This is a genomic window from Mesorhizobium sp. M0276, from assembly GCF_040321755.1.
In the GTDB taxonomy this organism is placed as follows: domain Bacteria; phylum Pseudomonadota; class Alphaproteobacteria; order Rhizobiales; family Rhizobiaceae; genus Mesorhizobium.
Genome location: NZ_JAMYSC010000005.1, coordinates 138159 through 164156, shown reverse-complemented (window position 1 = coordinate 164156; position 25998 = coordinate 138159). Strand labels below are relative to the sequence as shown.

Below are 25998 nucleotides of genomic sequence, written 5' to 3'. Positions count from 1 at the left end.
CCTTGTTCACCAATCACCATTGTGTTGGCAAGATCATCCCTTGCCGAACGCACTTGCCGGGGAAGAAACGGCGACGTTCAGGCGTTGATACGATGAGGCCGCGATTTCCCGCGCGTCTCCAGATATCAGTCAAGGAGATCTCCATGAAAACCATAACCGTTGGGCTGGCAGCGCTGTTGCTCAGCACCGCTGCATCCTTCGCTGCCGACGCGTGGACGGAAGCCGAGGTCAATGGCACCAAGATCTACACCGACGCCAACGGCATGACGCTTTATACCTATGACAAGGACGAGAAGGGCAAGAGCAACTGCTACGACAAATGCGCCACCAACTGGCCGCCGCTGAAGGCCGCAGCCGGCGCCAAGCCGGAAGACGAATGGAGCGTTGTCGGCCGCACCGACGGCACCAAGATGTGGGCCTATGACGGCAAGCCAGTCTATACCTTTATCAAGGACAAGAAGCCCGGCGATGTGAGCGGCGACGGCGTCGGCGAGGTCTGGCATATCGTCAAGGCCGACTAGCGTACTCGGTACCCAGCCGCCTGATGGCGGTACAAGGGCTGGTCGCCGGGCAATCTTCATGCAGCGGGCCACCGGCGTCGACCACCTTGCAACAAACCTCCGGTTTCGGTTCAGCGACTCGGGTGGAAAGCAGATCGGGTCGTTTCCGATGACATAGGGTCATTTCCGACGACTAGGGATCACCATCCCCTTTTCCAAAATTCTGTGATTTCCTCCATACACTCTAAGAGTGTATTGCTGCGGAGAGCCCCGCAATTTGGGCGCTTCCCCTTGACCGGATGCAAAAGCGCCGCCATGTGAGCGACACTTGAACGAGATTTCGTCGCGCGCAGCGGAATTCTTCTGCCGCACCACAGCTGATATGAGACCTCATGGACGTCGTCGTCGTCGAATCGCCGGCCAAGGCAAAGACAATCAACAAATACCTCGGCAAGAACTACAAGGTTCTGGCCTCGTTCGGCCATGTCCGCGATTTGCCAGCCAAGGACGGCTCAGTGCGTCCGGACGAGGATTTCGCCATGTCCTGGGCGGTCGACACCGCTTCGGGCAAGCGGCTTGCCGACATCGCCAAGGCGGTCAAGGATGCCGACGGCCTGATCCTCGCAACTGACCCGGATCGCGAGGGTGAAGCCATCTCCTGGCATGTGCTGGAGGTGCTGAAGCAGAAGCGCGCGCTGAAGGACAAGCCGGTCAGCCGCGTCGTCTTCAACGCCATCACCAAGTCGTCGGTGCTGGAAGCGATGGCCAATCCGCGCCAGATCGATGCGCCGCTGGTCGATGCCTATCTCGCCCGGCGGGCGCTGGATTATCTCGTCGGCTTCACGCTGTCGCCGGTGCTGTGGCGCAAGCTGCCGGGCGCCCGCTCGGCCGGACGCGTCCAGTCGGTTGCACTGCGCCTGGTTTGCGACCGCGAATCCGAGATCGAGCGCTTCATCCGCGAGGAATACTGGCAGATCGCGGCTCTGCTGGGCACGCCGCGCAACGAGAATTTCGAAGCGCGGCTGACCGCCTTCGATCGCAAGCGGCTGCAAAAGCTCGACATTTCCAACAAGGCGCAGGCCGACGACATCAAGACGATGCTCGAAGGCGCGACCTTCAAGGCCGTGTCGGTCGAAGCCAAGCCGACCAAGCGCAATCCCGGCCCGCCCTTTACCACCTCGACGCTGCAGCAGGCCGCCTCATCGGGCCTTGGCTTCTCGGCCAGCCGCACCATGCAGGTGGCGCAGCGGCTCTATGAAGGCATGGAGATCGGCGGCGAGACCACCGGCCTGATCACCTATATGCGAACCGACGGCGTCCAGATGGCACCGGAGGCGATCGACGCCGCACGCGATGCAATCGCCAAGGAATTCGGCCCCAAATACCTGCCGGAAAAGCCGCGCTTCTACACGACCAAGGCCAAGAATGCCCAGGAAGCGCACGAAGCGATCCGCCCGACGGATTTCATGCGCACTCCGGCATCGGTCAGGCAATATCTCGATTCCGACCAGATGCGCCTCTATGAGTTGATCTGGAAGCGCGCCATTGCCAGCCAGATGCAGCCGGCCGAAATCGAGCGCACCACCGCCGAAATCGAGGCGGTCAACGGATCGCGCACAGCCGAACTTCGCGCCGTCGGCTCGGTCGTTCGCTTCGACGGCTTCATTGCCGCCTACACCGACCAGAAGGAAGACGACGCGGAAGACGAGGAAAACCGTCGCCTGCCCGAGATCCGCGCCGGCGAGCAGCTTGCCCGCCAGGCGATCAACGCCACCCAGCACACCACCGAACCGCCGCCGCGTTATTCCGAGGCTTCGCTGATCAAGAAGCTGGAAGAGCTCGGCATCGGCCGGCCTTCTACCTACACGGCGATCCTGAAGACGCTCGAAGACCGCGACTACGTCACCATCGACAAGCGCCGGCTGGTGCCGCAGGCCAAGGGCCGCCTGCTGTCGGCTTTCCTCGAAAGCTTCTTCAAGCGCTATGTCGAGTACGACTTCACCGCGTCCCTCGAAGAAAAGCTCGACGAGATTTCCGACGGCAAGCTCGCCTGGAAGGATGTGCTGCGCGATTTCTGGAAGGATTTTTCGGGCGCCGTCGGCGACATCAAGGAGTTGCGCGTCACCGACGTGCTGGATGCGCTCAACGAGGAACTGGCGCCGCTGGTGTTTCCCGCGCGCGAGGATGGCTCCAATCCGCGCATCTGCCCGAAATGCGGCACCGGCAACCTGTCGCTGAAGCTCGGCAAGTTCGGTGCGTTCGTCGGTTGCTCGAACTATCCCGAATGCTCCTTCACCCGCCAGCTCGGCGACGCTGCCAACCCCAATGGCGAGAATGGCGGCGGCGAAGACGGTACCAAAGTCATTGGCAAGGATCCTTATACGTCAGAGGAAATCACGCTGCGCAGCGGCCGCTTCGGCCCCTATCTGCAGCGCGGCGACGGCAAGGAAGCCAAGCGCTCCAGCCTGCCCAAGGGCTGGACGGCAGAATCGATCGACCACGAGAAGGCGCTGGCGCTGCTGTCGCTGCCGCGCGACGTCGGCCAGCATCCGGAAACGGCCAAGATGATCTCGGCCGGGCTCGGCCGCTACGGCCCGTTCGTCCTGCATGACGGCACCTACGCCAATCTCGACAGCATCGAGGACGTGTTCTCGATCGGGCTGAACCGCGCCGTGTCGGTGATCGCCGAGAAGCAGTTGAAGGGCAAGGGCGGCCGCAATGGCGGCACCGCCGCAGCGCTCAAGGAGCTTGGCGAACACCCCGACGGCGGTGGCAAGATCGTCGTACGCGACGGCAAATATGGGCCTTACGTGAATTTCGGCAAGATCAACGCCACCTTGCCCAAGGGCAGGGACCCGCAGTCGGTGACCATCGAGGATGCGCTGGCGCTGATTGCCGAGAAGGAAGCCAAGGGCGACGGCGGCAAGAAGCCGTTCCGCAAGGCGGCCGCGGCCAAAGCCCCGGCAACCAAGAAAACGGCAGTCAGGAAAACGGCGGCCCAAAAGCCGGCTGCGAAGAAGCCGGCAGCGAAGAAAAAAGGATAGGACGGCGTGGCGCGCAAGATCACCGGTAGAACCCACGGCGATCCGCGCACCGCCGACACGAGGGCCAAGGTCAAGGACGACTATCGGCCATCGCGTGACGAAATCCTGCGCTACATCGCCGAAAATCCCGATCGCGCCGGAAAACGCGACATCGCCAAGGCGTTCGCTCTGCGCGGCGACGACCGCATCTGGCTGAAGGATCTGCTGCGCGACCTGCAGGACGAAGGTTTCCTGACCAAGGAGCGCAAAAGGTTGGCACGCGTCGGTGCCCTGCCCCACGTCACGGTCCTGGATATATTTGACCGTGATGCAGATGGCGTGCTGTTGGCGCGTCCCACCGAACATACAGCCAATGGACCGCCACCCATCGTTTCCATCCGCCTGTCGCGCAGTGGTGGTGGACCGGCGCCTGGCATTGGCGATCGCGTGCTGGCCAAGACCTTCCCCGCCGACGAGACGAATGTCGCCCTGGGAGGTCCGGCATACACCGGACGCGTGGTGAAGATCTTCGAAAAGCGCACCGACGCCGTGCTCGGTGTCTTTCGCATCCTGCAGGACGGCACCTTCCGCATCGAACCAGTCGAACGGCGCCAGCCCGAACTGATCGTCGACAAGGAATTCCAGAACGGCGCCAAAAACGGCGACCTGGTCGAGGTCGAGCCCGCGCGCGCCTCCCGCTATGGGCTGCCGAGAGCCAAGGTGCTTAACGTGCTGGGCTCGCTGACCAGCGAAAAGGCGGTCTCGATGATCGCCATCCACGCACATGACATTCCGCATATTTTTCCGGCCGACGTCATCGCCGAATCCGAAGCCATCAAGCCGGCGGCCCTCGCTCACCGCGAGGACTGGCGCGACCTGCCGCTGGTCACCATAGATCCGGCCGACGCCAAGGACCATGACGACGCCGTCTTCGCCACGCCGGATCTCGACGAGAAGAACCCCGGCGGCGTGGTCGCCACCGTGGCGATCGCCGATGTCGCGGCTTATGTGCGCTATGGAACGGCGCTCGACCGCGAGGCGCTGAAACGCGGCAATTCGGTCTATTTCCCGGATCGCGTGGTGCCGATGCTGCCCGAGCGCATCTCCAACGATCTCTGCTCGCTGCGCGAGGGCCAGGACCGTCCGGCGCTGGCGGTGCGCATGGTGTTTTCGGCGCAAGGCCGCAAACTCAGGCACTCCTTCCACCGCGTCATGATGAAGTCGGCAGCAAAGCTCGCCTACAGCCAGGCTCAGGCGGCGATCGACGGCGCGCCGGACGAGAAGACCGGTCCGATCCTCGATACGGTGCTGAAGCCGCTGTGGGAAGCCTATGCGATCCTCAAGCGCGGCCGCGAGGGCCGCCAGCCGCTTGAGCTCGACCTGCCGGAGCGCAAGATCGTGCTCAAGCCGGACGGCACCGTCGATCGCGTCATCGTGCCGGAGCGACTCGATGCCCACAAGCTCATCGAAGAATTCATGATCCAGGCCAATGTCGCGGCAGCCGAGACGCTGGAGGCGAAAAAGCAGGAGCTGGTCTACCGCGTCCATGACGCGCCATCGCTCGCCAAACAGGAATCGCTGCGTGAGTTCCTGCAGACGCTAGGCCTGTCGCTGGCCCGCGGCGCGCAGATGCAGCCGAGCCAGTTCAACGGCATCCTGGAGCGCGTGCGCGGCGCCGACAATGAAGGTCTTGTCAACGAAGTGGTGCTGCGCTCGCAGAGCCAGGCCGAATACTCGCCCAAGAACATCGGCCATTTCGGTCTCAACCTCAGGCGCTACGCTCACTTCACCTCGCCGATCCGGCGCTACGCCGATCTGATCGTGCATCGCGGACTTATTGCCGCACTCGGCCTTGGTCCGGGCGGGTTGACGCAGGACGAAGCGGCACGGCTCGAAGACGTCGCGGTACTGATCTCAGGCACGGAACGCCGCGCAATGGCGGCAGAGCGGGACACGGTCGACCGTCTGGTCGCCGCTTATCTCGCCGAGCGCATCGACGACCGTTTCGACGCCCGCATCTCCGGCGTCACCAAATCAGGACTATTTGTCCAATTGCCGCAGTACGGCGCGGATGGTTTCATCCCGGTGTCAACTTTGAACGGCGATTACTACATATACGACGAAACAGCCCGTTCCCTGTTCGGAGAACGCTCGGGCAAAGGCTACCAGCTCGCGGACCGGGTCGAGGTCCGGCTCGTCGAGGTGGCGCCGATGGCTGGCGCGATGCGCTTCGAGATGTTGACCGACCCGAAGCCTTTGCCGGGCTCCAAGCGGTCGTTTCACAAGGCCAAAGGCCGCGCCCGCGCGTCGCAATCGCGACCGGGTTCGCGCGGCAGGAGACGTTGATGACAACAGCCACGGAAGAACAGGTTTTCGGCGGAGAACATCACTCGGGCCGGGCTGCCCGCCCACTGTGGACGGCGATGAAGCGCGGCCTGCTCGGTCGCTGCCTGCACTGCGGCGAAGGCAAGCTGTTTGGCGCGTTCACCAAGACCGTCGATACATGCAGTGTCTGCGGCGAGGAACTGCATCATCACCGCGCCGACGACCTGCCTGCCTATCTCGTCATCGTCATCGTCGGCCACATCGTGCTCGGCGCCTTCATGGGCGTGGAGGCAACGTCCACCCTGTCCACGTGGCAGCACATCGCCATCTGGGTGCCGCTGACCATACTTTTGTCGGTCGCGCTGCTGCAGCCGGTCAAGGGTGCCGTCATCGGACTGCAATGGGCCTTCTATATGCATGGCTTCGGCGGCGAAAACGATGTGATCGAGCCGCATCCCGGAGCCTGAATCGCAGCCAAGAATGCGACCTGGCGCAACATCCCGACCGTGAAAGGCCACTTTCGCTTGCCAGAAGTTTCCGTTAGTTCCTGCGCATGGACGGTATGACCAAGGCGGAAGTCGACAAGATCGGACGGAGCATGATCGCCCAAAGCGACCAGCCAATTCGCCCCCGTGATGCCGCGACGCTGATCCTGCTCGACCGCAAGCGCGATGACGTGCTGGTCCTGATGGGTCGCCGCCATGCCGGCCACGCCTTCATGCCAGGCAAGTTCGTCTTTCCCGGCGGCCGCACCGATCCGGCCGACAGCCGCATCCCTGTCGCTGCCGCATTGCATCCGGAGCAGGAAGCCAGGCTGATCGCCGGGCCCGGCCGCACAAGCACCGCACGAGCTCGCGCCATCGCCTTGTCGGCCATCCGCGAGACTTATGAAGAAGCCGGATTGCTGATCGGCCGCAAAGGCGCTTTCACCACCGCCCGGCCCGACTGGCAAGGCTTTGCCGAACACGGCGTGCAGCCCTCCCTGGACATGCTGCGTTTCATCGCACGCGCTATCACGCCGCCCAACCGGGTGCGCCGCTTCGACACCCGTTTCTTTAGCGCCTGGCGCGACGATGTCGCGGTCGAACTGCCGGGTGGCGGTCCGACCAACGAACTCGAAGAGCTGGTCTGGCTGCCGCTTGCCAAGGCCCGGGAAGCCGACATACCCGACATCACCCGAATGATCCTGGACGAGCTGCAAAGGCGCCTCGCCCATGATCCGCTGCTGCGTCCGGCCGGCCCCGTACCCTTCTACCGGCTTGTCCGCAACCGCTTCACCCGCGAACTTCTCTAGAGCAATTCCAGGAAAAGTGTGACGCGGTTTTCCGTCCGGAATTGCGTAAGATCAAAAAGACAGAGTAATCAGCACCCATGACGGTCGATACCCAACAACAGGGCGACGAACGCGTATACTGGCTGCCGATGGTGGCGGCGATCTCGTCGATCAGCGTCGTCGGTATTGCCATCGGGCTCGGCATGCCGCTGCTCAGCGTCATCCTCGAAACACGCGGCCATTCAGCCTCGATGATCGGCCTCAACACGGCCGTCGCCGGCCTCGCCTCGATCGCCGGTGCACCGCTGGCCACACCGCTTGCGATGCGCTTCGGCGTCGCGTGGACCATGATTGCCATGATCGCCGCCGGCGCGCTGGCCTTTGTCGGCTTTCATTTCGCACCCGACTTCTGGATGTGGTTTCCACTGCGCATCGTGCTGCACATCGCGCTGACGGTACTGTTCATCCTGTCTGAATTCTGGATCAGCACCTCGGCGCCGCCGCACCGGCGCGGCCTTGTCCTCGGCATTTACGCCACGGTTCTGTCGCTCGGCTTTGCCGCCGGACCGTGGCTGTTCGCCCATCTTGGCAGTTCCGGTTTCAGGCCGTTCGGCGTCATCATTTGTCTGGTGACGCTGGCGGCAATACCGGTGCTTGCAGCGCGCAACGAGAGCCCGACCATCGTCTCCGACGGCGAGACCAGCAATTTCCTGCGCTACATCTGGCTGGTGCCGTCGGCGACCGCAGCCGTGCTGGTGTTCGGCGCGGTCGAAACCGGCGGCTTTGCGCTGTTCCCGATCTATGGCAGCCGCATCGGCTATTCCGAGGCCGACGCGGCCCTTCTCCTGACCATGATCGGCCTTGGCAACGTGCTGCTGCAGATTCCCATCGGCATGATCAGCGATCGCGTCAGCGACCGCCGCTATCTGCTGATTGCCTGCGCCATGGTTGGCCTCGCCGGCACGGCCTTCATGCCCTTCTTCGCCCAGAACTGGCACCTGATGGCGGCACTTCTGTTCGTCTGGGGCGGCGTCGTCGCTGCCATGTACACGATCGGCCTTGCCCATCTCGGCTCACAGCTTTCGGGCCATGAACTGGCGTCGGCCAACGCCGCCTTCGTGCTCTGCTACGGCGTCGGCATGGTTCTCGGTCCGCAGGCGATCGGCATCGGCATGGATGCATTCGGTCCAACCGGCTTCGGCTGGTCGCTCGGCCTGTTCTTCGCCGCCTATATTGCCCTGGTCGCCTTCAGGCTGGTCCGCAAGATCCTGCTGTAGCGCGATTGCTGCCAGCCCGCATTGGCATGGCACTGTGAGAGGCTGCTGACAGAACCGTGTCAGGAGCACAGGCCTAAAAGGGTGTCCCAAAACACTTGAGGACACTTCCATGATCGACAGCGGCTTTGAAACCACATCGCTACGAATGACACTGCTTCTGCTTGTGACCTTCCAGGCCCCGGCCGCCGATGTCGACCGCGTCATGGACGCGGTGGTCGCGATCGCGCCGCTGGCCATAGGCAAATATGACCGCAATGCCTATCAGTCGGCGCATGGCATCGAGCGCTACAGGCCGCTCGACGGTGCGGCCGCCGGGGCCGAAACCGAATTGCGGCGGCGCCCCGGCACTGTCGAGGTTTCCTTCGAATTGCCCGACGACCAGGCATTGGCCGCCCGCGTCGTCGAGGCGATTTTCCAGGCCCATTCCTACCAGGAACCGGTGATCCGCATTCAGCCGATCCTGGCCAGCCGTTCCAAGGGGCTGGATGACCGCGCCAATCCGAATCGCTGGTGGAACACGACCGGAGACTGGAAGAAGGTAGCGGCATCGGCGACAGAAACCGCATGATCTCCAGTTACCGGCAGGCTTAGGCGGGTCGCACGAGGCCAACCGGGCTTGACTTTCCAGGCGCGTTCTTTATGTGTCGCGCCAAGTTTCCCGCGTCCGGGTGTTTCCCCGTGCTCCAGCGGCCAAAACCCCACGAACAAACGGACTGATATCATGGCCAAAGCCGCAAACATCAAGATCAAGCTTCTGTCGACCGCCGACACCGGTTTCTTCTACGTGACCAGCAAGAACAGCCGCACCAAGACGGACAAGCTGTCGTTCCGCAAGTACGACCCGGTCGCCAAGAAGCACGTCGAATTCAAGGAAACCAAGATCAAGTAATCTGGGTTTCCCTCTGCAATGCCGAAACGCCGCCCAATGGGCGGCGTTTTCGTTTGTAACGTGCGGAGGCGCGCACCTCGCGCACTTCACGCCCTCACGCCTTCACCAAGTCTGTGAAGTGTATCATTTTAACACAATCGCCAATTGGTAGACTCCCACGACGGATAGGCAGTTAGTTCAGCGTCAGGCTAAAGGGGGGATGCCTCGAAATGGGAGAGAAACATGTCCATTCAGAAAGGCGACTATCGAACCAACAGAGCCGACTATGCGATTGCCGCGATGCATAGGGGAGTGACCGCCGAAGATAGCGTTCGGGACGATATTCTGGCAGCAAGAAAGAAATCCCTATGGCTAAAAGAACGGCGATCAGGCAAGTCGGCTGAGAACCCCTTGGATAGCTCGCCGCTGCCCAAAAGAAGCCCTCGCGGATAGAGCCACGGCACCCTCACGCGATCGCACCATAATCATACACCGCCGACTCGCTCATATTTGCAGATGCAGCCGGCGGTATTTGCCTCTCGCATGGCGGCCCAACGCGTGGCGAAATGGCTCCCGTTCTTTTAGAAGGCGGCAGGACTAAAGTCTTGTTGTCTACACGCAAAGGTCTGAGGGGTCTCGTTAGGTTCCGCAAATGTCTGTTGGACGTTCCGTTACTTTAGTTAATGGAGATGTAGTCATCCCTTGTATTTCCCACCCGGGAACGGTGCCTGCTGCGGCCATTCGTAATGTATAGGCCTGTCGTTCAGATGGTTCAGCGCGCTGTACAGATCGCTGTGCAACTGGTCGATCGCATGCCAAATCCCCTCCCCGGCTGAGTTCCGTCAGCCGATGCGATCACCGCTTTTGGGATCGAACAGATGCAGCGACGCCGGATCGGCTGCCAACCGTACCACGTCGCCGGGCTTTACCCCGGCACGGCCCATGGCGAAAACGCAAAGCTGCTGGCTGGCCAGCCTGACGTAGAACTGCGTCGAAAGCCCAAGCGGCTCCACCACCCCCACCTCGCCCTTCAATGCGCCCTCGTCTGCCAGCCGGATATGCTCGGGCCGCAGACCGACGGTGATGGCGTCGCCGGACTTCAGCGGCAGGTCTTCCGGCAACAGCAGCGCCTGGCCATCGGCCAGCACGGCCTCCGAGGCACCGCCCTTGCGAACCGTCGCCGGCAGGAAATTCATGCCGGGTGAACCGATGAAACCGGCGACGAACATGTTGGCTGGCCGGTCGTAGAGATCGAGCGGCGCGCCGACCTGCTGGATCAGCCCGTCATGCATGACGACGATGCGGTCGGCCATGGTCATCGCCTCGATCTGATCGTGGGTGACGTAGACGGAGGTGGTTTTAAGTTGCTGGTGCAGCGCCTTGATCTCGGCGCGCATATGGACGCGCAGCTTGGCGTCGAGGTTCGACAGCGGCTCGTCGAACAGGAAGACCTTGGGATCGCGCACGATGGCGCGGCCCATGGCGACGCGCTGGCGCTGGCCGCCGGACAATTGCCGCGGCAGGCGTTGCAGGAAATTGTCGAGCCCGAGCCGCTTGGCCGCGCCGTCCACCCGGGCGTCGATCGTCGTCTTCTCCGCCTTCTTCAACAGCAGGCTGAAGCCCATGTTCTTCGACACGTCCATATGCGGATAGAGCGCATAGGACTGGAACACCATGGCGATGTCGCGGTCCTTGGGTGCTACGTCATTGACCAGTCGCTCGCCGATGCGGATCTCGCCGCCGGAAGCCTCCTCCAGCCCGGCGATCATGCGCAAAAGCGTGGACTTGCCGCAGCCTGACGGCCCGACCAGGACGACGAATTCGCCATCGGCGATTTCAAGGTCGACCGCGTGCAGGACACGGACGGCGCCATAATCCTTGCGGACCTTGTCGAGCGTAACAGAAGCCATCGGTCTATCCTTTGACGGCACCGGCGGTCAGGCCGGTGACGAGATAGCGTTGCAGGAAGGCGAAGAAGATGCAGACCGGGATGAGTGCCAGGATGGATGCCGCCATCATCTGTCCCCAGTCGACGGCGAACTTACCGATGAAGGTAAGCAGGCCCACCGCGAAGGTCTTCTGGTCGTCACTGGAAATCAGCATCAGCGCGAACAGAAGCTCGCTCCACGCGGCTGTGAAGACGAAGCCGAGCGTCGCGCCCATGCCGGGTAGCGTCAGCGGCACGATCACCTTGCGCATCGCTTGCGCCCGGGTGCAGCCGTCGATCATCGCCGCCTCTTCCAGGTCCTTCGGGATGCCGTCGAAGAAGGACTGCATCAGGAAGGTGGCAAACGCAGTATTGAAGGCGGTGTAGATGATGATCAGCCCGGTCAGGCTGTTGATCAGGCCGATCTGACCCATCACGCGGTAGATCGGCGGAATGACCATCACCAGTGGAAAAGTCTGGGTCAAAAGCAACATCAGCGCAAGTGCTGCCTTGCCGCGAAAAGTGAAGCGCGACATGGCATAGCCGGCGAGCGACGCAATGATTGTCACCAGTGCCGCCGTCGACACCGAGACGATGACGCTGTTGAAGAAGTACCGCGGAAAATCGGTGGCCTCGAGCACTGTGACGAAATTCTGCAGCGTCATGAGCGACGGCCAGAAAGTGATGCCTTCGGAATACAGAAGCCGCTCCGGCGTAACCGAGATCTTCAGCGTCCAGTAGATCGGAAACAGGGCAAAGAGCACGTATGCCGCGATCGCCGCGTAGAGGCCGATGCCGCCGAAGAAGCGCTGCGAGGTTGAACGCCCTGCGATCATCAGACGTGCCTCACCAGCGTGCGACGAATGCCGATCAGGGCAATCGCATAGGCAATGAGCAGGACCAGCAGCAGCACGGCCACCGCCGAGGCATAGCCCTTGTCCAGCGACTTGAAGGCGCTGACGTAGATGTAGACCGGAACCGTGTTGGTCGAGCCGGCCGGTCCACCCTCGGTCATGACGAAGATCAGGTCGGCGAAAGTGGCGATCCAGATGGTGCGCAGCATGACAGTGATGGCGATGGTCGGCGCCAGGAACGGCAGCGTCACCTTGGTGAAGCGCTGCCAGGGCGAGGCGCCGTCGATCGCTGCCGCCTCATGCAGTTCCGATGGAATGGATTTCAGCGCCGCCAGCAGCGTGATGGCGAAGAACGGAATACCGAACCAGACATTGGCGACGATCGGCCCCCACATGGCAGTTGAAGGATCGGACAGCACATTTGTCGGCTCGGCCTTCAGTCCCAGCGCAAACAGCCAGTGCGGCAACGGGCCGATGATCGGATTGAACAACCAGGCCCAGGTCAGGCCCGACAGGAAGGATGGCACCGCCCAGGGCAGGAACACCAGTGCCTGCACCAGTTTGCGGCCGCGAAACGGTTTGTCGAGCAGCAGCGCCAGGCCGAGGCCGAGGAAGAACTGGAAAAGCAGGCTGGCGACGGTCCACCACAGCGTGTTGACCAGCGCCTGCCCCAACACCTGATCCGACAGCATCGCCTGATACTGCCCGAGCCCGACATATTCGGACTTGAACGCCGAGAATTTGCGGAAGGAGTAGCTGATACCGATGACCAGCGGCACCAGAAGCACCACGACCAGAAGGATGATCGCCGGGCTGAGATACAGCCATGGCTCGATTGCGACGTGCGATAGCCGCTTGCGATGCGGCTTGCCGACGGATCGTATTTCGGACACGGCATAGGTCATTGGCTGAGGATCGGCTCCCTGGAGCGACGTCGGAGCAGCGTGCTTCTCCCCGTTACTACGGGGAGAAGGACGCCGGCAGGCAGATGAGGTGCAGCGCGAACCTGTCGAGGCATGGCGCCGCCCCTCATCCGGCCCTATCGGGCCACCTTCTCCCCGTGAACGGGGAGAAGGAAGAAAAGGCGCTTACTTCTTGTTCTTCGCCAACCAGTCCTGCTGTTCCTTGGTCAGGAAGGCAGCCCATTGGTCGGCGACATCCTTGGCCGTCTTCTGGCCAAGAAGCACTTCCTGGAAGTTCTTGATCGCCACCTGGTCGACGAAGTTGCCGAGATTCTCCAGATGCGTCGGCGGCGTCACCATTTCATATTTGGAGCTGTCGCTCAGCTCCGTGAACCAGCCCTTGAACTGCTCGGTCTTGAAATGGGGATCCTGGTCGGCGCCGTTGTGGATCGGGACGACCCCGACTTCCTTGGCCCATTCCAGATTGTCCTTCGGCGACAAAAGCGTCGCCATCAGCTTCCAGGCGTCGTCCTTGTGCTGCGAGTTGGCAAACATCGCCCAGCCGGCATAGCCGAGCGTCGGATAGGACTTGCCGCTCGGCCCGACCGGCAATGGCGCCACGGCGAAGTCGTCGGCGCTCATCTTGTCGGCAATGCCGAGCAGCGCGTCCGGATCCTGGTTGAGCATGGCGCAGGTGCCGGAATAGAAGCCGGTGACCGTTTCGTTGAAGCCCCAGCTCACCGAATCCTTCGGCGCCAGGCCGTCCTTGTACATGTCGGCAAGCATCTGCAGACCCTTGACCGAGCCTTCTTCGTTGATCGTCGAGGTGCCGTCCTCGTTGAAGTAGCCACCCTTGCCGGCGGCGATGTTCATGAACATGTGCATGCCGTTGAAGGCGCCCGGCCCGCCGCGCAGGCAGTAGCCGTACTTGCCCGGGATCGCGGAAATCTTCTTGGCATCGGCGATGAAATCATCGAGCGTCGCCGGCGGGCCATCGAGGCCGGCCTGCTTGAACAATTTCTTGTTCCAGAATAGCGCGTTCACATAGTAGCCGTAAGGGATCATGTACTGGGTGTTGTTGACGGTCGAGCCGAACTGCTTGGCACGGTCGCCGAGCGTCTTGGCGTCGTCCCATTTGGCCATGTAGGGCCCGAGATCCTCAAGTTGGGCATTGTTGGCATAGAGGCCCATCCAGCGTTCCGGCATTTCGACAATGTCAGGCGTATCGCCGGCCTGCACCATGGTCAGGAATTTTTCGAAGGCCTGGCCCCAGGGCAGCGAGATCAGCTCGACCTTGACGCCGGGATTGGCCGTCTCGAACTCGGCGATCTGCTTCTTCAGGAATTCGGTGCGCGGCGGGCTGGTGATGACTTCGACCATTTTCAGGGTCGAATCGGCCATAGCGCTTCCGGCGGAAATCGCCAGCCCCGCAACGGTGGCAAGCATGACGGTCAGTTTTTTCATGTTCAAGACTCCCATTTTGAACCCGCATGTTATTTTCTGGCTTTTTCGAAGGCCTGGGCGACGTCAGCCCATAGGTCCTCGACACTCTCCAATCCGACATTGAAGCGGATGGTTCGGGGGCTGACGCCGAAGCGCGCCATCGAATTCAGGCCCGGCGTCTGCTCCAGCGACGCCTTGGCCGGTACGACCAGGCTTTCATGCCCGCCCCAGCTGACGCCAATGCGGAAATATTTCAGCGCGTCGACGAAGACGGGAATGTCGATGTCGTCCGTCACCTCGAAGGAAAACAATCCGGCGTAGCCTGCCAGCGTCGCCTTGCCCGGATGGTTCGAATAGACGGGGTGGTTGACCCGCTCGACATTGCCATGCGCCTTCAGCCGTTCTGCGATGATCAGACCACTTTTCATATGATGCGGCAGGCGCAGCGGCAGTGTGCGCAGACCGCGCAGCAGCAGCCAGGCCTCGAACGGCGACAGCTTCCCGCCGAGATAGGAATAGGTCTGCTCATTGATGTGCTTGATATGAGCAGCAGAACCCGCCACCACGCCGGCCACGGTGTCGCTGTGGCCGCCGAGATATTTCGAGGCCGAGTGCAGCACCAGATCGACGCCATGCGTGATCGGCTTCTGGAACACCGGCGTCGCCCAGGAATTGTCGATCGTGGTGACGATGCCTTGCTCCTTGGCCAGCCGCGTCAGATGCGCGATGTCCTGCACCTCGAACATCATCGAGGTCGGGCTTTCCAGATAGAGCAGCTTGGCGCCGGGAAGTGCTGCCGCGACCGCATCGGGGTCGGAACCGTCGACGTAGTCGACCTTGATGTTGAGCCGCGGCAACAGCCGCTCGAACAGCCGATAGGCATCGCCATAGCAATTGCGCACAGCCACGATGCGCTCGCCGGCACCGACAAAGGCAAGCACCGTGGCGCTGATCGCCGCCATGCCGCTGGAAAAGCCGCGCGCCGCCTCGGCACCCTCGAGTGCGGCCACACGCGCCTCGAACTCCATCACCGTCGGATTGTCGCCGCGCGAATAGATCGGCTGCTTTCGTTTGCCGGCAAAAGTGTCGGCCATTTCGGCATAGTTGGCGAAGGTAAACAGCGAGGTTTGATAGATCGGCGGCACCACGGCACCCCCGGGGAACGGCTCGTCATGCGCCAGCAATGTCGCCGCCTCGGCAAGATAGTCGTGATCGAAACCGGATGGATGCTCGTTCATGTCTGGCTCGAAAGCTTGAGTTTGGCGGCACCGCGCTTCAAATCATCCTCGACGGTGGCGATCAGCTTGAGCGCCTCGGCACGGGCGCCCTGCGGGTCGCGGGCGGCGATGCGTTCATAGATGGTTCGGTGATAGGGAAAGCTGGCGTGGCCGAAATCACGAACGCCCAGCGGATGCTCCCAGAAGCGATGGAACAATTCATGCATGGCGGCGATGATCTGCTCGAACAGCGGATTGCCCGAGACCCGGTAGATCGCCTGGTGGAACTCCCAATCCTCTTCCGACGACATGCCTTCGCGCGTGCGGAACGCCTGCTCCATGATGTCGAGCTTACGCGCGATCTCGGCGATATCGGCCTGGCTCGCACGTTCGGCGCAAAGGGCCGCGGCTTCCGCTTCCAGCGCCCGGCGGATCTCCAGTGTCTGCATCAGGCTGGTAAAATCATTGCCGCCCGCCAGCGTCAGCGGCATGTGCAACATGTCGGGTGAGACGGCCGCCTTGAGGTAAGTCCCGCTGCCTTGCCGGCGCTCGACGAGGCCGAGCCCTTCCCAGCGAGTCAGCGCCTCGCGCACCGTATTGCGGCTGACTTTCAGCCGCTCGGCCAGGATACGCTCGGTCGGAAGTCTCTCGCCGGGCTGCAAGGCCTCGGCGCGAACAAATCCCACCAACGCCTTCAGCACGGCGTCATCGCGCGCCGTCGTCTGAATGGGTGGCAGGCTGTTCTGGTCCACACTTCCTCCAAGTGGTCCAATGGTCCAACCAATTTCTGCATAGATGAAAGATCCTGTCAATCGATTGTCAGGACATCCGTCCGTTTTCATGCTGTTGACGGTTGAGACAATCCGTTTCAGCAGGTCGTGCCAGCCAGTTCCAGCCTTCTGCTAATCCACAGCGGCAGGCGTCACTCCCGCTTTGCGCACCTTGGTTCGGGTCGCGGTTTTACGGGAGGAGCCGGGTCTTGCCGCAAGCCCCTTGTGCGCCATATGTACGAAATGGAGGGGGTGCTGTTCCCCCCGATGTTCGGTTGCCACGAAAGAGCTTGTCGCGCCATCCATAGCGACTAAGGAACGGCCGTCGCCGCGCCAAGACAGTACCAGATCTTCACACGCAAAAAAGCAGAGCCCCGTCTTTGGTACGGAGTTCTGCTGTTCTTTTGGAAAGAAGGGGGCCGGTCGGCGTTTGGCAGCGGTACGAGGAGGCCACTATGTGCCAGCGCCGGCCGGCCGACCCCACGGACCCAGGAGATGCGGCGGACCTGAGCATCATGGGGTATTCCTGGAGATCGGAGCCGGTTGTCTATCCTCGTGCCGGCTTCGTCTTGGCCTTCACACTTACGCAAGAGCTTATGAAAATCAACAGTTTCTTAACCAAGGCTCGCGAATCGCTTGGATTAAGGTAAACGGGTAACCCTGTCGGCTTGACTGGATAATTGGGGCTGAACCGGTTATGCCGCCTTGGCAACGACTCGGTTGCGGCCGCCGCTCTTGGCTTCGTAGAGCGCGACGTCGGCACGCTTCATCAGCGCCGCCACCGTATCTACCCCCTTCAGCACCGACGACACGCCGACGCTGACGGTGACTTCGATCTTCGTGCCGTCCTGGCCGATGGCAAAAGGCGCCTGGGCAATTTCGGCGCGAATGCGTTCGGCCACCTTCTCGGCCACCGCGCCTTCGGTGTCCGGCATCACCACGACGAACTCCTCGCCGCCAAAGCGGCAGGCAAGGTCGATACCCCTGACATTCTTGCGCAGCCGTCGCGCAAATTCCCGCAACACCTCGTCGCCGCCGTCATGGCCGTGCGTGTCGTTGATCGCCTTGAAGCGGTCGAGGTCGGTGATCATCACCGACAGCGGCCGGCGCCGCGCCACGGCGCGATCGAACAATGTCTGCAGATGGCTGTCGAGATAGCGGCGGTTATGCAGCCCGGTCAGTCCGTCGGTCACCGCCATTTCGATGGTCTGGGTGACGCTGGCACGCAGCTGGTCGTTGTAGCGCTTGCGGCGCACTTGGGTACGCAGCCGTGCCGTCAACTCCTGCTGGTCGATCGGCCGCATCAGATAGTCGTTGATGCCGAGCTCGAGGCCGCGGATGATGCGTTCCTCCTCGCCCTCCTCCGCCAGCAGGATGATCGGCACGAAACGAGTGCGGTCCAGCGAGCGCAATTGCGAACAGAGTCTCAGCGGATCGAAATCGGCGAACGCCGTCGAGATCATCACGCATTCATAGGACGTCTCGGCAGCCTGGAAGAAGCCGGCATGCGGGTCACTGGAGATGTCGAGGTCGGCACGGTCGCGCAGCATTTTCTGGATGCGCTCGACGGATGTTTTGCGCTCGTCGATCAAAAGCACTTTCGGCATCGTGTCTTCGGCTGCGAAATTGCGGCTCAAAAGCTCTTCGATGCCGATGTTGCGCGTCGTCGAGGCGCGCAGCCGCAACTCGTCGGTCAGCGATTTCAGCCGGACAAGGCTCTTGACGCGCGTCATCAACTGCAGATCGTTGACCGGCTTGGTCAGGAAGTCGTCGGCGCCGGCTTCGAGCCCGCGCACCCGGTCGGAAACCTGGTCGAGCGCCGTGATCATCACCACCGGAATATGCGATGTCGCCGGATCGCTCTTCAGCCGCCGGCAGACCTCGAAGCCGTCCATATCCGGCATCATCACGTCGAGCAGCACGACATCGACCTTGCCGTTCTCGCAGGTCTCAATCGCATCCGGCCCGTTGCTGGCGGTCAGCACCTCGAAATATTCGGCCAGCAACCGGACTTCCAGCAGCCGAACATTGGCAGGGATGTCGTCGACGACGAGGATCCGTGCAGTCATTTCACAAAGCTCCGGCTCGGCTGAAAAGGTACATCACGCATCGCCCAAATAGGATTTGATGGTTTCGATAAAACGCGGCACCGAGATCGGCTTCGAAATATAAGCCTCGCAGCCCCCCTGGCGGATGCGTTCCTCGTCGCCCTTCATCGCGAAAGCGGTCACCGCGATGACCGGGATGACGTGCAACTCGTCATCCTCCTTCAGCCATTTCGTCACTTCCAGCCCCGACACTTCAGGCAGCTGGATATCCATCAGGATGAGGTCCGGCCGGTGCTGGCGCGCCAGGTCGAGCGCTTCCAGACCGTTTCGGGTGCGCACGGTCTCGTAACCGCTTGCCTCGATGAGGTCTCGAAAGAGCTTCATGTTGAGCTCATTGTCCTCGACGATCATGACCTTCTTCGGCATCGATATCCCGTCCCGGTCGTCCTTCCGCTCAAAGGCGACCGTCATGCGCCCACGTCCAGACGCACCAAACCCTGCTTCACTTTACGGCAATATCATTGACGAAACGGAAATCCGCGGCTGGAAAACTGCGCAAATTCCACCTCGTCTCCTGCGCGTCCAAGGGCGCGCTACGCTCTAATGGCTTGCCGCAAGCAACTCTTGCCATTACTGCGGGAGAGACTCATTCCACACACTGAAGGTAATGATGGCAAACGCAGCGTCAATGCGTGAAGAGGCGGAAACCATCGCCGTGAAGGCCCTGGGCTTTGTCGCCTCCGATCCGGAATTGCTGCCGCGCTTTCTGGCGATCACCGGCATCGAGGCGCATTCGATCCGTCAGGCTGCAAGCGAGCCGGGCTTCCTGGCTGGTGTCCTGCAGTTCATTCTTGCCCATGAGCCGACGCTGATGCGCTTTGCCGAGGAAACCGGCACGCCGCCGGCTGCCATCGGCAAGGCCTTGCGGGCGCTGCCGCTAGGTGACGACAACCACGAGCATTCCATATGAGCGATGATCCTGAAACCGCGCGTCAGATCGAGGAACTGATGGCTGACGACCGTCCGCTGCTGGTGCTTGACGTCGACGACGTCTTGCTCGAATTCATCCGCCCGTTTCCGAATTTTCTCAGGGCGCGCGGCTATGATCTCACATTGGCCTCCTTTCAGCTGACCGGAAACATCGCCGAAACGGCGAGCGGCCGCCTGATCGAACAGCCCGAAGTCACCGCACTTCTGGGCGATTTCTTCGACGCGCAGGCTGACTGGCAGAGTATCACGGAAGGTGCAGCGGAAGCCTTGACAGAGCTCGGCGACCGCGCGCAAATCATCTTGCTTACGGCTATGCCGCATAGGCACCGGGCCGTGCGCCGCGCCCATCTCGATACCCTCGGGGTGAGCTATCCGCTTCTGACCACGGAAATGGCCAAGGGGCCTGCGGTGGCCAAGCTTCGCGGCAAAGGCGGCCGGCCGGTCGTCTTCGTCGACGATCAGCCGCGCAACCTGGCGTCGGTACAGAATGCGGTCGCCGATGCCGAGCTGTTCCACTTGATGGCTGACAATTCGCTGCGCGCATTCCTGCCGCCAGTCCCGGACGACGTCATCGTGGTCCAGGATTGGCATGAAGCCGCGCCAAAGATCACGAGCGCGCTGGGGCTCTAAAGCCCCCGGCCCTCATGGGTTCAGTTTCGCACCCGCCCCGCCGCTGTCGTTTCCGCTGTCATCGTCCCCGCCGGCACCATCATCCACGCTGTCGTCGACCGCCGGATCGGCAGGCTTCAGCATGACGCCGTTGACGGTAACCGAACCATCGGCCTTGGCGTTGACGACCCATTCCAGCCGGCCGTCGGGCAGCGCCTTGCCAAAACCCTTCGCCATGAGCGCAACGGGCACATATTGCGCCACCTCCGGTTCCGACTTTGCCGCCTCCTGCAAGCCTTCGATCATCTTGTCGAAGCCGGTGACATCGACCGTCACGTTTCCTTCGGGCTTTTCGCCGGGGAACGTCATCTCGCCTTCCAGCGCGATCTCCGTGTCTTTGTTCTTCACGGTGCTGTGGCCGAGCACGACCTTCGGCGTCTTGGCCATGAAGTCGGCTTTGAGCTGCTCGCCGAATTCAGGCGACAGCGGCGGATCCCGATTAAGATCAAAGGCTTCGATTGCCTTCTTCGCCATGGTATCGAGATCGATATTGGCGCCGCCGAAGTTCAGATCGATATCGGTGGGCAGCAGCGCGACGCTCCAGCTCGGCAGAAGCTGCTGCGGCACGGTTAGCCCCGATGCCTTGATGCCATAGGTGATTTTGCCGCTCTGGGCGACACCGTCGGTGCCGAACACGGTGGAGAGCTGGTTGGCGCCGAAATTGCCGACCGGGCTTTCCACCACAAAATCCTTGAAGCCGTAGGTTCCCTCCACACGGTCCCAAAGCGGCAATGCGGCGCGCAGGAGCGATTTGAGTTGCGCCTGGTTGGCCTTCAGCGTTGCCTCGTTCTCATTGGCAACGGCAAATGCCAGGAGATCAAGCAACGGCCTTGTCCGCACGCCCTTGCCGCTGGCTTCGACCGACAGTTCCGGCGACCTGAGGGTGACCGGGAATTTCAGCCCGCTCTCGGGATCGTCGAAATTGATCGCCTCGACAAAACTCGACACCTTTTGCGAGCTTGTGAAATCGATGCCGCCGGTCGCGGACTTGCTCGCGGCAATAGTCGCGGTGCCGGCGCCGGTGCTGGCTTCGATGTGCTGCTTGGCATCCTTCGATGCCATCGTCAGCCCGGCGATGGAGCTGGTGCCGCTGGTAAAAGCCGCCAGATTGGGATCGTAGACGCCCGTCCCCTTGCCGTCCTTGATGGAAAGCTGCGTGCTTTGCAGCCCCTCGGGCCCGTTGAACTCGAATGAAGCGTTTTGCGAAAAGTCCATCGAGACATCCCAGGACCCATCGCTGCGCGGCTTGACCATGAGCGCATAGGGCGCGAAGTCGAATTTCACCAGCTTCTGGTCCGGAAACGATGCGGCAAGTGCCTTGAAATCAAACAGGATCTTGTAGGCATCGCCTTCGAGCGAAACCTTCACAATGCCCTTGTCGATCGCCTGCTTGCCGACATACCGGGACAAGTCGCCGGACAATTGCTTCGCACCCTGACTGTCGACGGTCTGACCGAAAGCAGGCGCACTCAACGCAAGAAGGAACACGAATGGCAGGGCGCGGTTCACGTGAATTCTCCGTTTTGGCGTAATGCATGTCACCCATAAGTGGGCCCCGGTTTCGGGAGAATGACATGCATCAAACAAACAACCTAAAGCGCATGCGCTTTAGAAGGAACGCTTTATTCGTCTGGTATGAAATTACCGTCACGACCGCAAGGCGGGATCAACAACAACGCTGCCAAGCAGAATGCCTCGATCAAAGCACGAGCCGCATCAATGGCCGGCCCACCTTACGTTCCACAAGCCTTTCGAAGCCGGCCTTCTCGAACACCCGCGACGAGCCGACGAACAGGCCAATCGAACGCGAATCGCGAGACAGGTCCATCGGGCAGGCCTCGACCAGCCGGGCGCCATTCCGGCGGGCGAAATCAATGCCGCCTTCGACCAAGCGATGCGTCATACCCCTGCCGCGCGCCTTGCTGCGGATGAAGAAGCAGGAGATGGCCCACACGGCCGGATCCATGGCGTCGGCGGGATCGACCGGCGCCGACCCCCTGCCCTGATTGTTCCATTCGGGCACGTCGGCGCGCGGTCCGATCTGCATCCAGCCGACCGCCTGACCATCCTCGAATGCCAGCAGACCCGGCGGCGGGCCGGCTTCGATGCGCGCCTTGATGTGATCCTTGTTGCGCTCCCGGCTGCTTTCGCGGCGCACCGCCGGCGCCATGCGGAAATGCGTGCACCAGCAACCGTAGCAGGCACCCTGCTTGCCGAAGAGGTCCTCGAAATCCGCCCATAGCGCGGGCGTCAACGGCGCTATGGTCGTGCTCATGCGTTCTCCCCAGACCACCCTTGTCGCTGGTCTTGCGCTGTCGTAGTATTGCGTTTGTTCTCTGTATGTTCCCACAAATGGCGGCTCCTGTCAACAATCCCGACCACGGTTTTTGCCGCGACTGCCTGACATTTCAGCGCAGCGAGGCGCGCCGTTGCGAGCGCTGTGGCAGTCCCAGGCTCGCCCGTCATCCCGAGCTTTACCGGCTGCATCTGGCCCATATCGATTGCGATGCTTTTTATGCGGCGATCGAAAAGCGCGACAATCTGGCGCTCAAGGACAAGCCGCTGATCATCGGCGGCGGCAAGCGCGGCGTCGTGTCCACCGCATGCTACATCGCCCGTATCCAGGGCGTGCGCTCGGCAATGCCGATGTTCAAGGCACTCGAAGCCTGCCCCGAGGCGGTCGTCATCAGCCCCAACATGGAAAAATACGTGCGCGTCGGCCGCGAGGTGCGCGCCATGATGCAGGCGCTGACGCCGCTGGTCGAGCCGCTGTCGATCGACGAGGCGTTTCTCGACCTCGCCGGCACCGAGCGGCTGCACGGCCTGCCGCCGGCAGTGGTCTTGGCGCGCTTTGCGCTCGCAGTCGAGAAGGAGGTCGGCATCACAGTTTCGGCCGGCCTGTCCTATTGCAAGTTTCTCGCCAAGATAGCGTCCGACTTCCGCAAGCCGCGCGGCTTCTCGGTCATCGGCGAGGCCGAGGCGGTCGGCTTCCTGGCGGTGCAGCCGGTCACCATGATCTGGGGCGTCGGCAAGGCGTTCAACGCCACGCTGGAGCGCGACGGCATCCGCACCATCGGCCAGCTTCAGAAAATGGATCGTGGCGACCTGATGCGGCGTTACGGCACCATGGGCGACCGGCTCTACCGGCTTTCGCGTGGCGAGGACGTCCGCCGCGTCGATCCGGATCAGGATGCCAAGAGCGTATCGGCCGAAACCACCTTCGACACCGACATCGCGTCGCTGGAAGAGCTGGTCGCGGTGCTGAGAGGGCTTTCGGAAAAGGTTTCGGCACGGCTGAAGAAATCCGGCATTGCCGGGCGCACCGTGGTGCTGAAGCTGAAAACCCAGGATTTCAAGCTGCGCACACGCAACCGCCAGCTCGGCGACCCGACCCGGCTCGCCGATCGCATCTTTCAAACCGGGGTAGAGCTTCTGCGAAAGGAAACCGATGGCACGAAATACCGGCTGCTCGGGATAGGCGTCAGCGACCTCTCGGACGACGACAAGGCCGACCCGCCCGATCTGGTCGATGTCCGGTCGCGCAAGCGTGCCATGGCCGAAGGCGCCATCGACGCCCTGCGCGACAAGTTCGGCCGCAAGGCAGTGGAAACCGGCTACACATTCGGTAAAGGCCGCGATGCCCACCCGCCTGAGCCCCTTGAGGAGTGACGCTGCATATCGCCGTGTTGAAATTCAACTGCGCTGCAGGTCTATCCTGCTTGTCACTACGCTCTTGCCGGTTTTCGGATCGGTGTCGATGACAGTCAGCCGCATGCCGTTCTCGCCGCGTTTCTCCACCGTCATCTGTGCCCTTCGGTCACCATTGACCTCCTTGGCCCAGCGGATGCCGAGATTGATCGCGTTGCCGGAGCGGCTGCCGTTGAGTTGCGCCGGCCCGGTACGAGAACCGACATAGGTGCCGCTATACTTGGCACCACTGGCTTTCAGGTCCGCGCTGATGGCGCGCGTCACCACAATCAGTCCGCGGCAATTGCCGTCGAGCGACAACGAGGTCGACGTCGCGTTCGACTTGAAGTTACAGGACACATTGACCGTTGGCGTGTCTGTGGTCACCTTGACGATACCCTTGCCGGTAAAATCGCCATTGAACGACTGGAGAAATCTGGTCTCGTCGGCATGCGCGGCGCCTGCCGCAACCAACAGACATCCAGCAAGGCCGAATTGCGCGAATAATCTCATCGAACTCTCCTTGTCGATCTCGCAAAAGTGGGACAGTTCACGACACAGGCACGGTCGGCTACCCGGGCTCAACGCCCCTTGCCGTTTCAGGTTCCGCCTGTCTGACAACATCCGTCCGTTGCGACTGGCCCAGAAGAATGCAGCGACTAGTGATTGCGGCAAAAGCTGCGGCCTGCGACACAGCCCGCATGGTACCTACCCCTTCGATTTCAAAGGCCGCGTTCTGGATGGCGTTATCGATCGCCTCGTTCCTGGCGATGTCGGTCGCCGGCCGCGCCACGACGGCCGAGCTCAACGTCTTCCAGGTGCTGGAACTGCGCTCGGTGATCGGCTTTTTCATACTTCTGCCGCTGGTGATGATGAGCGGCGGCTTTCCAGCCATGCGCACGCAACGCCCCGTCGCCCACCTCGCCCGCAATGTCATCCACTATACCGGCCAGGCGGCCTGGCTCTACGCGCTGACGCTGATCCCGCTGGCCGTGTTGATCTCGATCGAATTCACCACACCGATCTGGACGGCTATCCTGGCGGTGGCTTTTCTCGGCGAAAGGCTCTCGGGGCCAAAACTTGCGGCGATCGTGCTGGGGCTGGTCGGCGTCGTGATCATCGTGCGCCCCGGTGTCGGCTCGGTCGATCCGGGACATCTTGTCGTGCTCGGTGCCGCGGTCTGCTTCGGTATCTCCGTGGTCATGGTCAAGTCGTTGACGCGGACGGACAGCGTCGTGCGCATCATCTTCTGGATGCTGATCATCCAGTCGGTGGTCGGTCTGGTTCCGGCGCTCTATACGTGGCGCAACCCGCCGCTGGAACTGTGGCCATGGATCGTGCTGATTGCCTTCACCGGCATGTCGTCGCATTTTTGCATGGCCCGCGCACTTGGCTATGCCGATGCGACAGTCATCTCGCCGATGGATTTCCTGCGCGTGCCGCTGTCGGCGCTGATCGGCTGGCTGCTCTATAGCGAGCAGATCGACGCCTTCACCGCCGGCGGCGCGCTGCTGATCCTGATGGGCAATCTGCTCAATCTTCAGCGAAAAGCGCCACAGCCGGCGGACATTGCCGCGTCCTAGCCGATGCATTGGTCTGGCCTGGAGACGCCTCAGGTGAAGATTGTGGCTGCGCAAATTTATGCTCGACCTGAGTTTGTCGCCTTGCCGCCGCGGCGGCGGGGTGAGATGGTCCGGAGACGAAGAGCAAGAAAGTGCCAGCGTGAGATCGTGCAACGATGCGTGTTGTGATCGTCGCTATTTTATTGGTGTCGACGGTGCTGGCCACCAGCAAGGCGCAAGCCGAAGCGGCAACGCATCTTGACGTGCCGGACAATCTTACCGCTTCTGCCTTTGGTCCGAAGATCGTAGCCGACTATTCCGCGTCCATGCTGCATTATCGAACAAGCCTGAGCACGCATTTGCAGAATGGTCTTATCGGCGATTTCGTTTCCTCGATGCGCATCCCCTGGGCTTGGCGTTCAGACGATGGAAGCACGGTTCGGCGCATCGGCGATAGGCTGTTCCTGCTTACGCAGGGCGATTGCCTTAGCCGAATGTGCCAGGAGGTCTATTGCCAACAGACGGAGTGGCCGGTGTTCGACTGCCGCGATGGCCACAAGCGCAAGATGGCGGCTCCCGGCCCGTCGGACATCATTTTCGACGGTATCAGCTACAGTCAGATAGGCAGTCCGCAGTTCTGAGCGAATTGGGCCTCGACTGCGG

At 61.8% G+C, this 25998-nt stretch carries 25 protein-coding genes; 14 read left to right on the top strand and 11 right to left on the bottom strand.

Features of this window, described 5'->3' with window-relative positions; all coding sequences use genetic code 11:
• The first annotated feature begins 143 nt into the window (after positions 1-143).
• The 9 genes from NKJ01_RS06505 (at position 144) to NKJ01_RS06465 (ending at position 9719) form a co-directional block, all read left to right on the top strand.
• Entirely contained in the window at positions 144-521 is a 378-nt protein-coding gene (locus NKJ01_RS06505; RefSeq protein ID WP_352605336.1) for a COG4315 family predicted lipoprotein, read from the top strand.
• Positions 522-892: 371 nt separating this feature from the next.
• Entirely contained in the window at positions 893-3544 is a 2652-nt protein-coding gene (topA, locus tag NKJ01_RS06500; RefSeq protein WP_352726911.1) for a type I DNA topoisomerase, read from the top strand.
• A 6-nt stretch (positions 3545-3550) separates the two neighbouring features.
• The gene (rnr, locus tag NKJ01_RS06495) at positions 3551-5869 is read left to right on the top strand and encodes a ribonuclease R (protein ID WP_352726909.1); all 2319 of its coding nucleotides are present in this window, start codon (positions 3551-3553) and stop codon (positions 5867-5869) included.
• Complete coding sequence (locus NKJ01_RS06490) at positions 5869-6315, top strand: DUF983 domain-containing protein (RefSeq protein WP_352726907.1); 447 nt, start codon at positions 5869-5871, stop codon at positions 6313-6315. The genes rnr and NKJ01_RS06490 overlap by 1 nt, the downstream gene beginning before the upstream one ends.
• An 86-nt stretch (positions 6316-6401) precedes the next feature.
• Positions 6402-7142 (top strand): NUDIX hydrolase, encoded by a 741-nt coding sequence (locus NKJ01_RS06485; protein ID WP_023757503.1) that lies wholly within the window; start codon positions 6402-6404, stop codon positions 7140-7142.
• Between the two features lie 77 nt (positions 7143-7219).
• Positions 7220-8398: an MFS transporter gene (locus NKJ01_RS06480; protein ID WP_352726905.1), complete on the top strand. Its 1179-nt coding sequence runs from the start codon at positions 7220-7222 to the stop codon at positions 8396-8398.
• A 109-nt stretch (positions 8399-8507) separates the two neighbouring features.
• A complete protein-coding gene (locus NKJ01_RS06475; protein ID WP_352726903.1) occupies positions 8508-8966 on the top strand; it encodes a YqfO family protein in 459 nt (152 codons plus the stop codon).
• 153 nt (positions 8967-9119) lie between these two features.
• A complete protein-coding gene (gene rpmG / locus NKJ01_RS06470) occupies positions 9120-9287 on the top strand; it encodes a 50S ribosomal protein L33 (protein ID WP_006201775.1) in 168 nt (55 codons plus the stop codon).
• Positions 9288-9509: 222 nt separating this feature from the next.
• The gene (locus tag NKJ01_RS06465) at positions 9510-9719 is read left to right on the top strand and encodes a hypothetical protein (RefSeq protein ID WP_352726901.1); all 210 of its coding nucleotides are present in this window, start codon (positions 9510-9512) and stop codon (positions 9717-9719) included.
• 389 nt (positions 9720-10108) lie between these two features.
• On the opposite strand, the gene NKJ01_RS06460 is transcribed toward NKJ01_RS06465, so the two are convergent.
• The 8 genes from NKJ01_RS06460 to NKJ01_RS06425 all read right to left on the bottom strand — a co-directional run bounded on the left by NKJ01_RS06460 (position 10109) and on the right by NKJ01_RS06425 (position 18898).
• Entirely contained in the window at positions 10109-11176 is a 1068-nt protein-coding gene (locus tag NKJ01_RS06460) for an ABC transporter ATP-binding protein (protein WP_352726900.1), read from the bottom strand.
• Between the two features lie 4 nt (positions 11177-11180).
• Entirely contained in the window at positions 11181-12029 is an 849-nt protein-coding gene (locus NKJ01_RS06455; protein WP_352726898.1) for a carbohydrate ABC transporter permease, read from the bottom strand.
• Positions 12029-12952 (bottom strand): carbohydrate ABC transporter permease, encoded by a 924-nt coding sequence (locus tag NKJ01_RS06450; RefSeq protein ID WP_352605322.1) that lies wholly within the window; start codon positions 12950-12952, stop codon positions 12029-12031. The genes NKJ01_RS06455 and NKJ01_RS06450 overlap by 1 nt, the downstream gene beginning before the upstream one ends.
• A gap of 183 nt (positions 12953-13135) precedes the next feature.
• Positions 13136-14413 carry an ABC transporter substrate-binding protein gene (locus NKJ01_RS06445; RefSeq protein ID WP_023757509.1) on the bottom strand — a complete coding sequence of 426 codons (1278 nt, stop codon included), beginning with the start codon at positions 14411-14413 and terminating at the stop codon, positions 13136-13138.
• 29 nt (positions 14414-14442) lie between these two features.
• Positions 14443-15630, bottom strand: coding sequence for a PLP-dependent transferase (locus tag NKJ01_RS06440; protein WP_352726896.1), 1188 nt, complete (start codon positions 15628-15630; stop codon positions 14443-14445).
• The gene (locus NKJ01_RS06435) at positions 15627-16361 is read right to left on the bottom strand and encodes a FadR/GntR family transcriptional regulator (RefSeq protein WP_352726894.1); all 735 of its coding nucleotides are present in this window, start codon (positions 16359-16361) and stop codon (positions 15627-15629) included. The genes NKJ01_RS06440 and NKJ01_RS06435 overlap by 4 nt, the downstream gene beginning before the upstream one ends.
• 713 nt (positions 16362-17074) lie before the next feature.
• Complete coding sequence (locus NKJ01_RS06430; RefSeq protein ID WP_352726892.1) at positions 17075-18448, bottom strand: PleD family two-component system response regulator; 1374 nt, start codon at positions 18446-18448, stop codon at positions 17075-17077.
• A gap of 33 nt (positions 18449-18481) precedes the next feature.
• Positions 18482-18898 carry a response regulator gene (locus NKJ01_RS06425; protein WP_280948933.1) on the bottom strand — a complete coding sequence of 139 codons (417 nt, stop codon included), beginning with the start codon at positions 18896-18898 and terminating at the stop codon, positions 18482-18484.
• Between the two features lie 199 nt (positions 18899-19097).
• Between NKJ01_RS06425 and NKJ01_RS06420 the strand changes: the two genes are divergently transcribed.
• Entirely contained in the window at positions 19098-19397 is a 300-nt protein-coding gene (locus NKJ01_RS06420; RefSeq protein ID WP_352726890.1) for a DUF3572 domain-containing protein, read from the top strand.
• On the top strand, positions 19394-20047 hold the full coding sequence (locus NKJ01_RS06415; RefSeq protein ID WP_352726888.1) for a hypothetical protein: 654 nt from the start codon (positions 19394-19396) through the stop codon (positions 20045-20047). The genes NKJ01_RS06420 and NKJ01_RS06415 overlap by 4 nt, the downstream gene beginning before the upstream one ends.
• Before the next feature lie 12 nt (positions 20048-20059).
• Here the strand turns inward: NKJ01_RS06415 and NKJ01_RS06410 are convergent, their stop codons facing one another.
• On the bottom strand, positions 20060-21595 hold the full coding sequence (locus tag NKJ01_RS06410; protein WP_352726886.1) for a hypothetical protein: 1536 nt from the start codon (positions 21593-21595) through the stop codon (positions 20060-20062).
• 190 nt (positions 21596-21785) lie between these two features.
• On the bottom strand, positions 21786-22361 hold the full coding sequence (locus NKJ01_RS06405; protein ID WP_352726884.1) for a GNAT family N-acetyltransferase: 576 nt from the start codon (positions 22359-22361) through the stop codon (positions 21786-21788).
• A 65-nt stretch (positions 22362-22426) separates the two neighbouring features.
• Here NKJ01_RS06405 and NKJ01_RS06400 point away from each other — a divergent pair, with 65 nt between their 5' ends.
• Entirely contained in the window at positions 22427-23755 is a 1329-nt protein-coding gene (locus tag NKJ01_RS06400; RefSeq protein ID WP_352726882.1) for a DNA polymerase IV, read from the top strand.
• A 24-nt stretch (positions 23756-23779) separates the two neighbouring features.
• Here the strand turns inward: NKJ01_RS06400 and NKJ01_RS06395 are convergent, their stop codons facing one another.
• Complete coding sequence (locus tag NKJ01_RS06395; protein WP_023757519.1) at positions 23780-24286, bottom strand: hypothetical protein; 507 nt, start codon at positions 24284-24286, stop codon at positions 23780-23782.
• 188 nt (positions 24287-24474) lie between these two features.
• Here NKJ01_RS06395 and NKJ01_RS06390 point away from each other — a divergent pair, with 188 nt between their 5' ends.
• Complete coding sequence (locus NKJ01_RS06390) at positions 24475-25356, top strand: DMT family transporter (RefSeq protein ID WP_352726880.1); 882 nt, start codon at positions 24475-24477, stop codon at positions 25354-25356.
• A gap of 155 nt (positions 25357-25511) precedes the next feature.
• Positions 25512-25976: a hypothetical protein gene (locus tag NKJ01_RS06385; protein WP_352607264.1), complete on the top strand. Its 465-nt coding sequence runs from the start codon at positions 25512-25514 to the stop codon at positions 25974-25976.
• Positions 25977-25998: the final 22 nt, after the last annotated feature.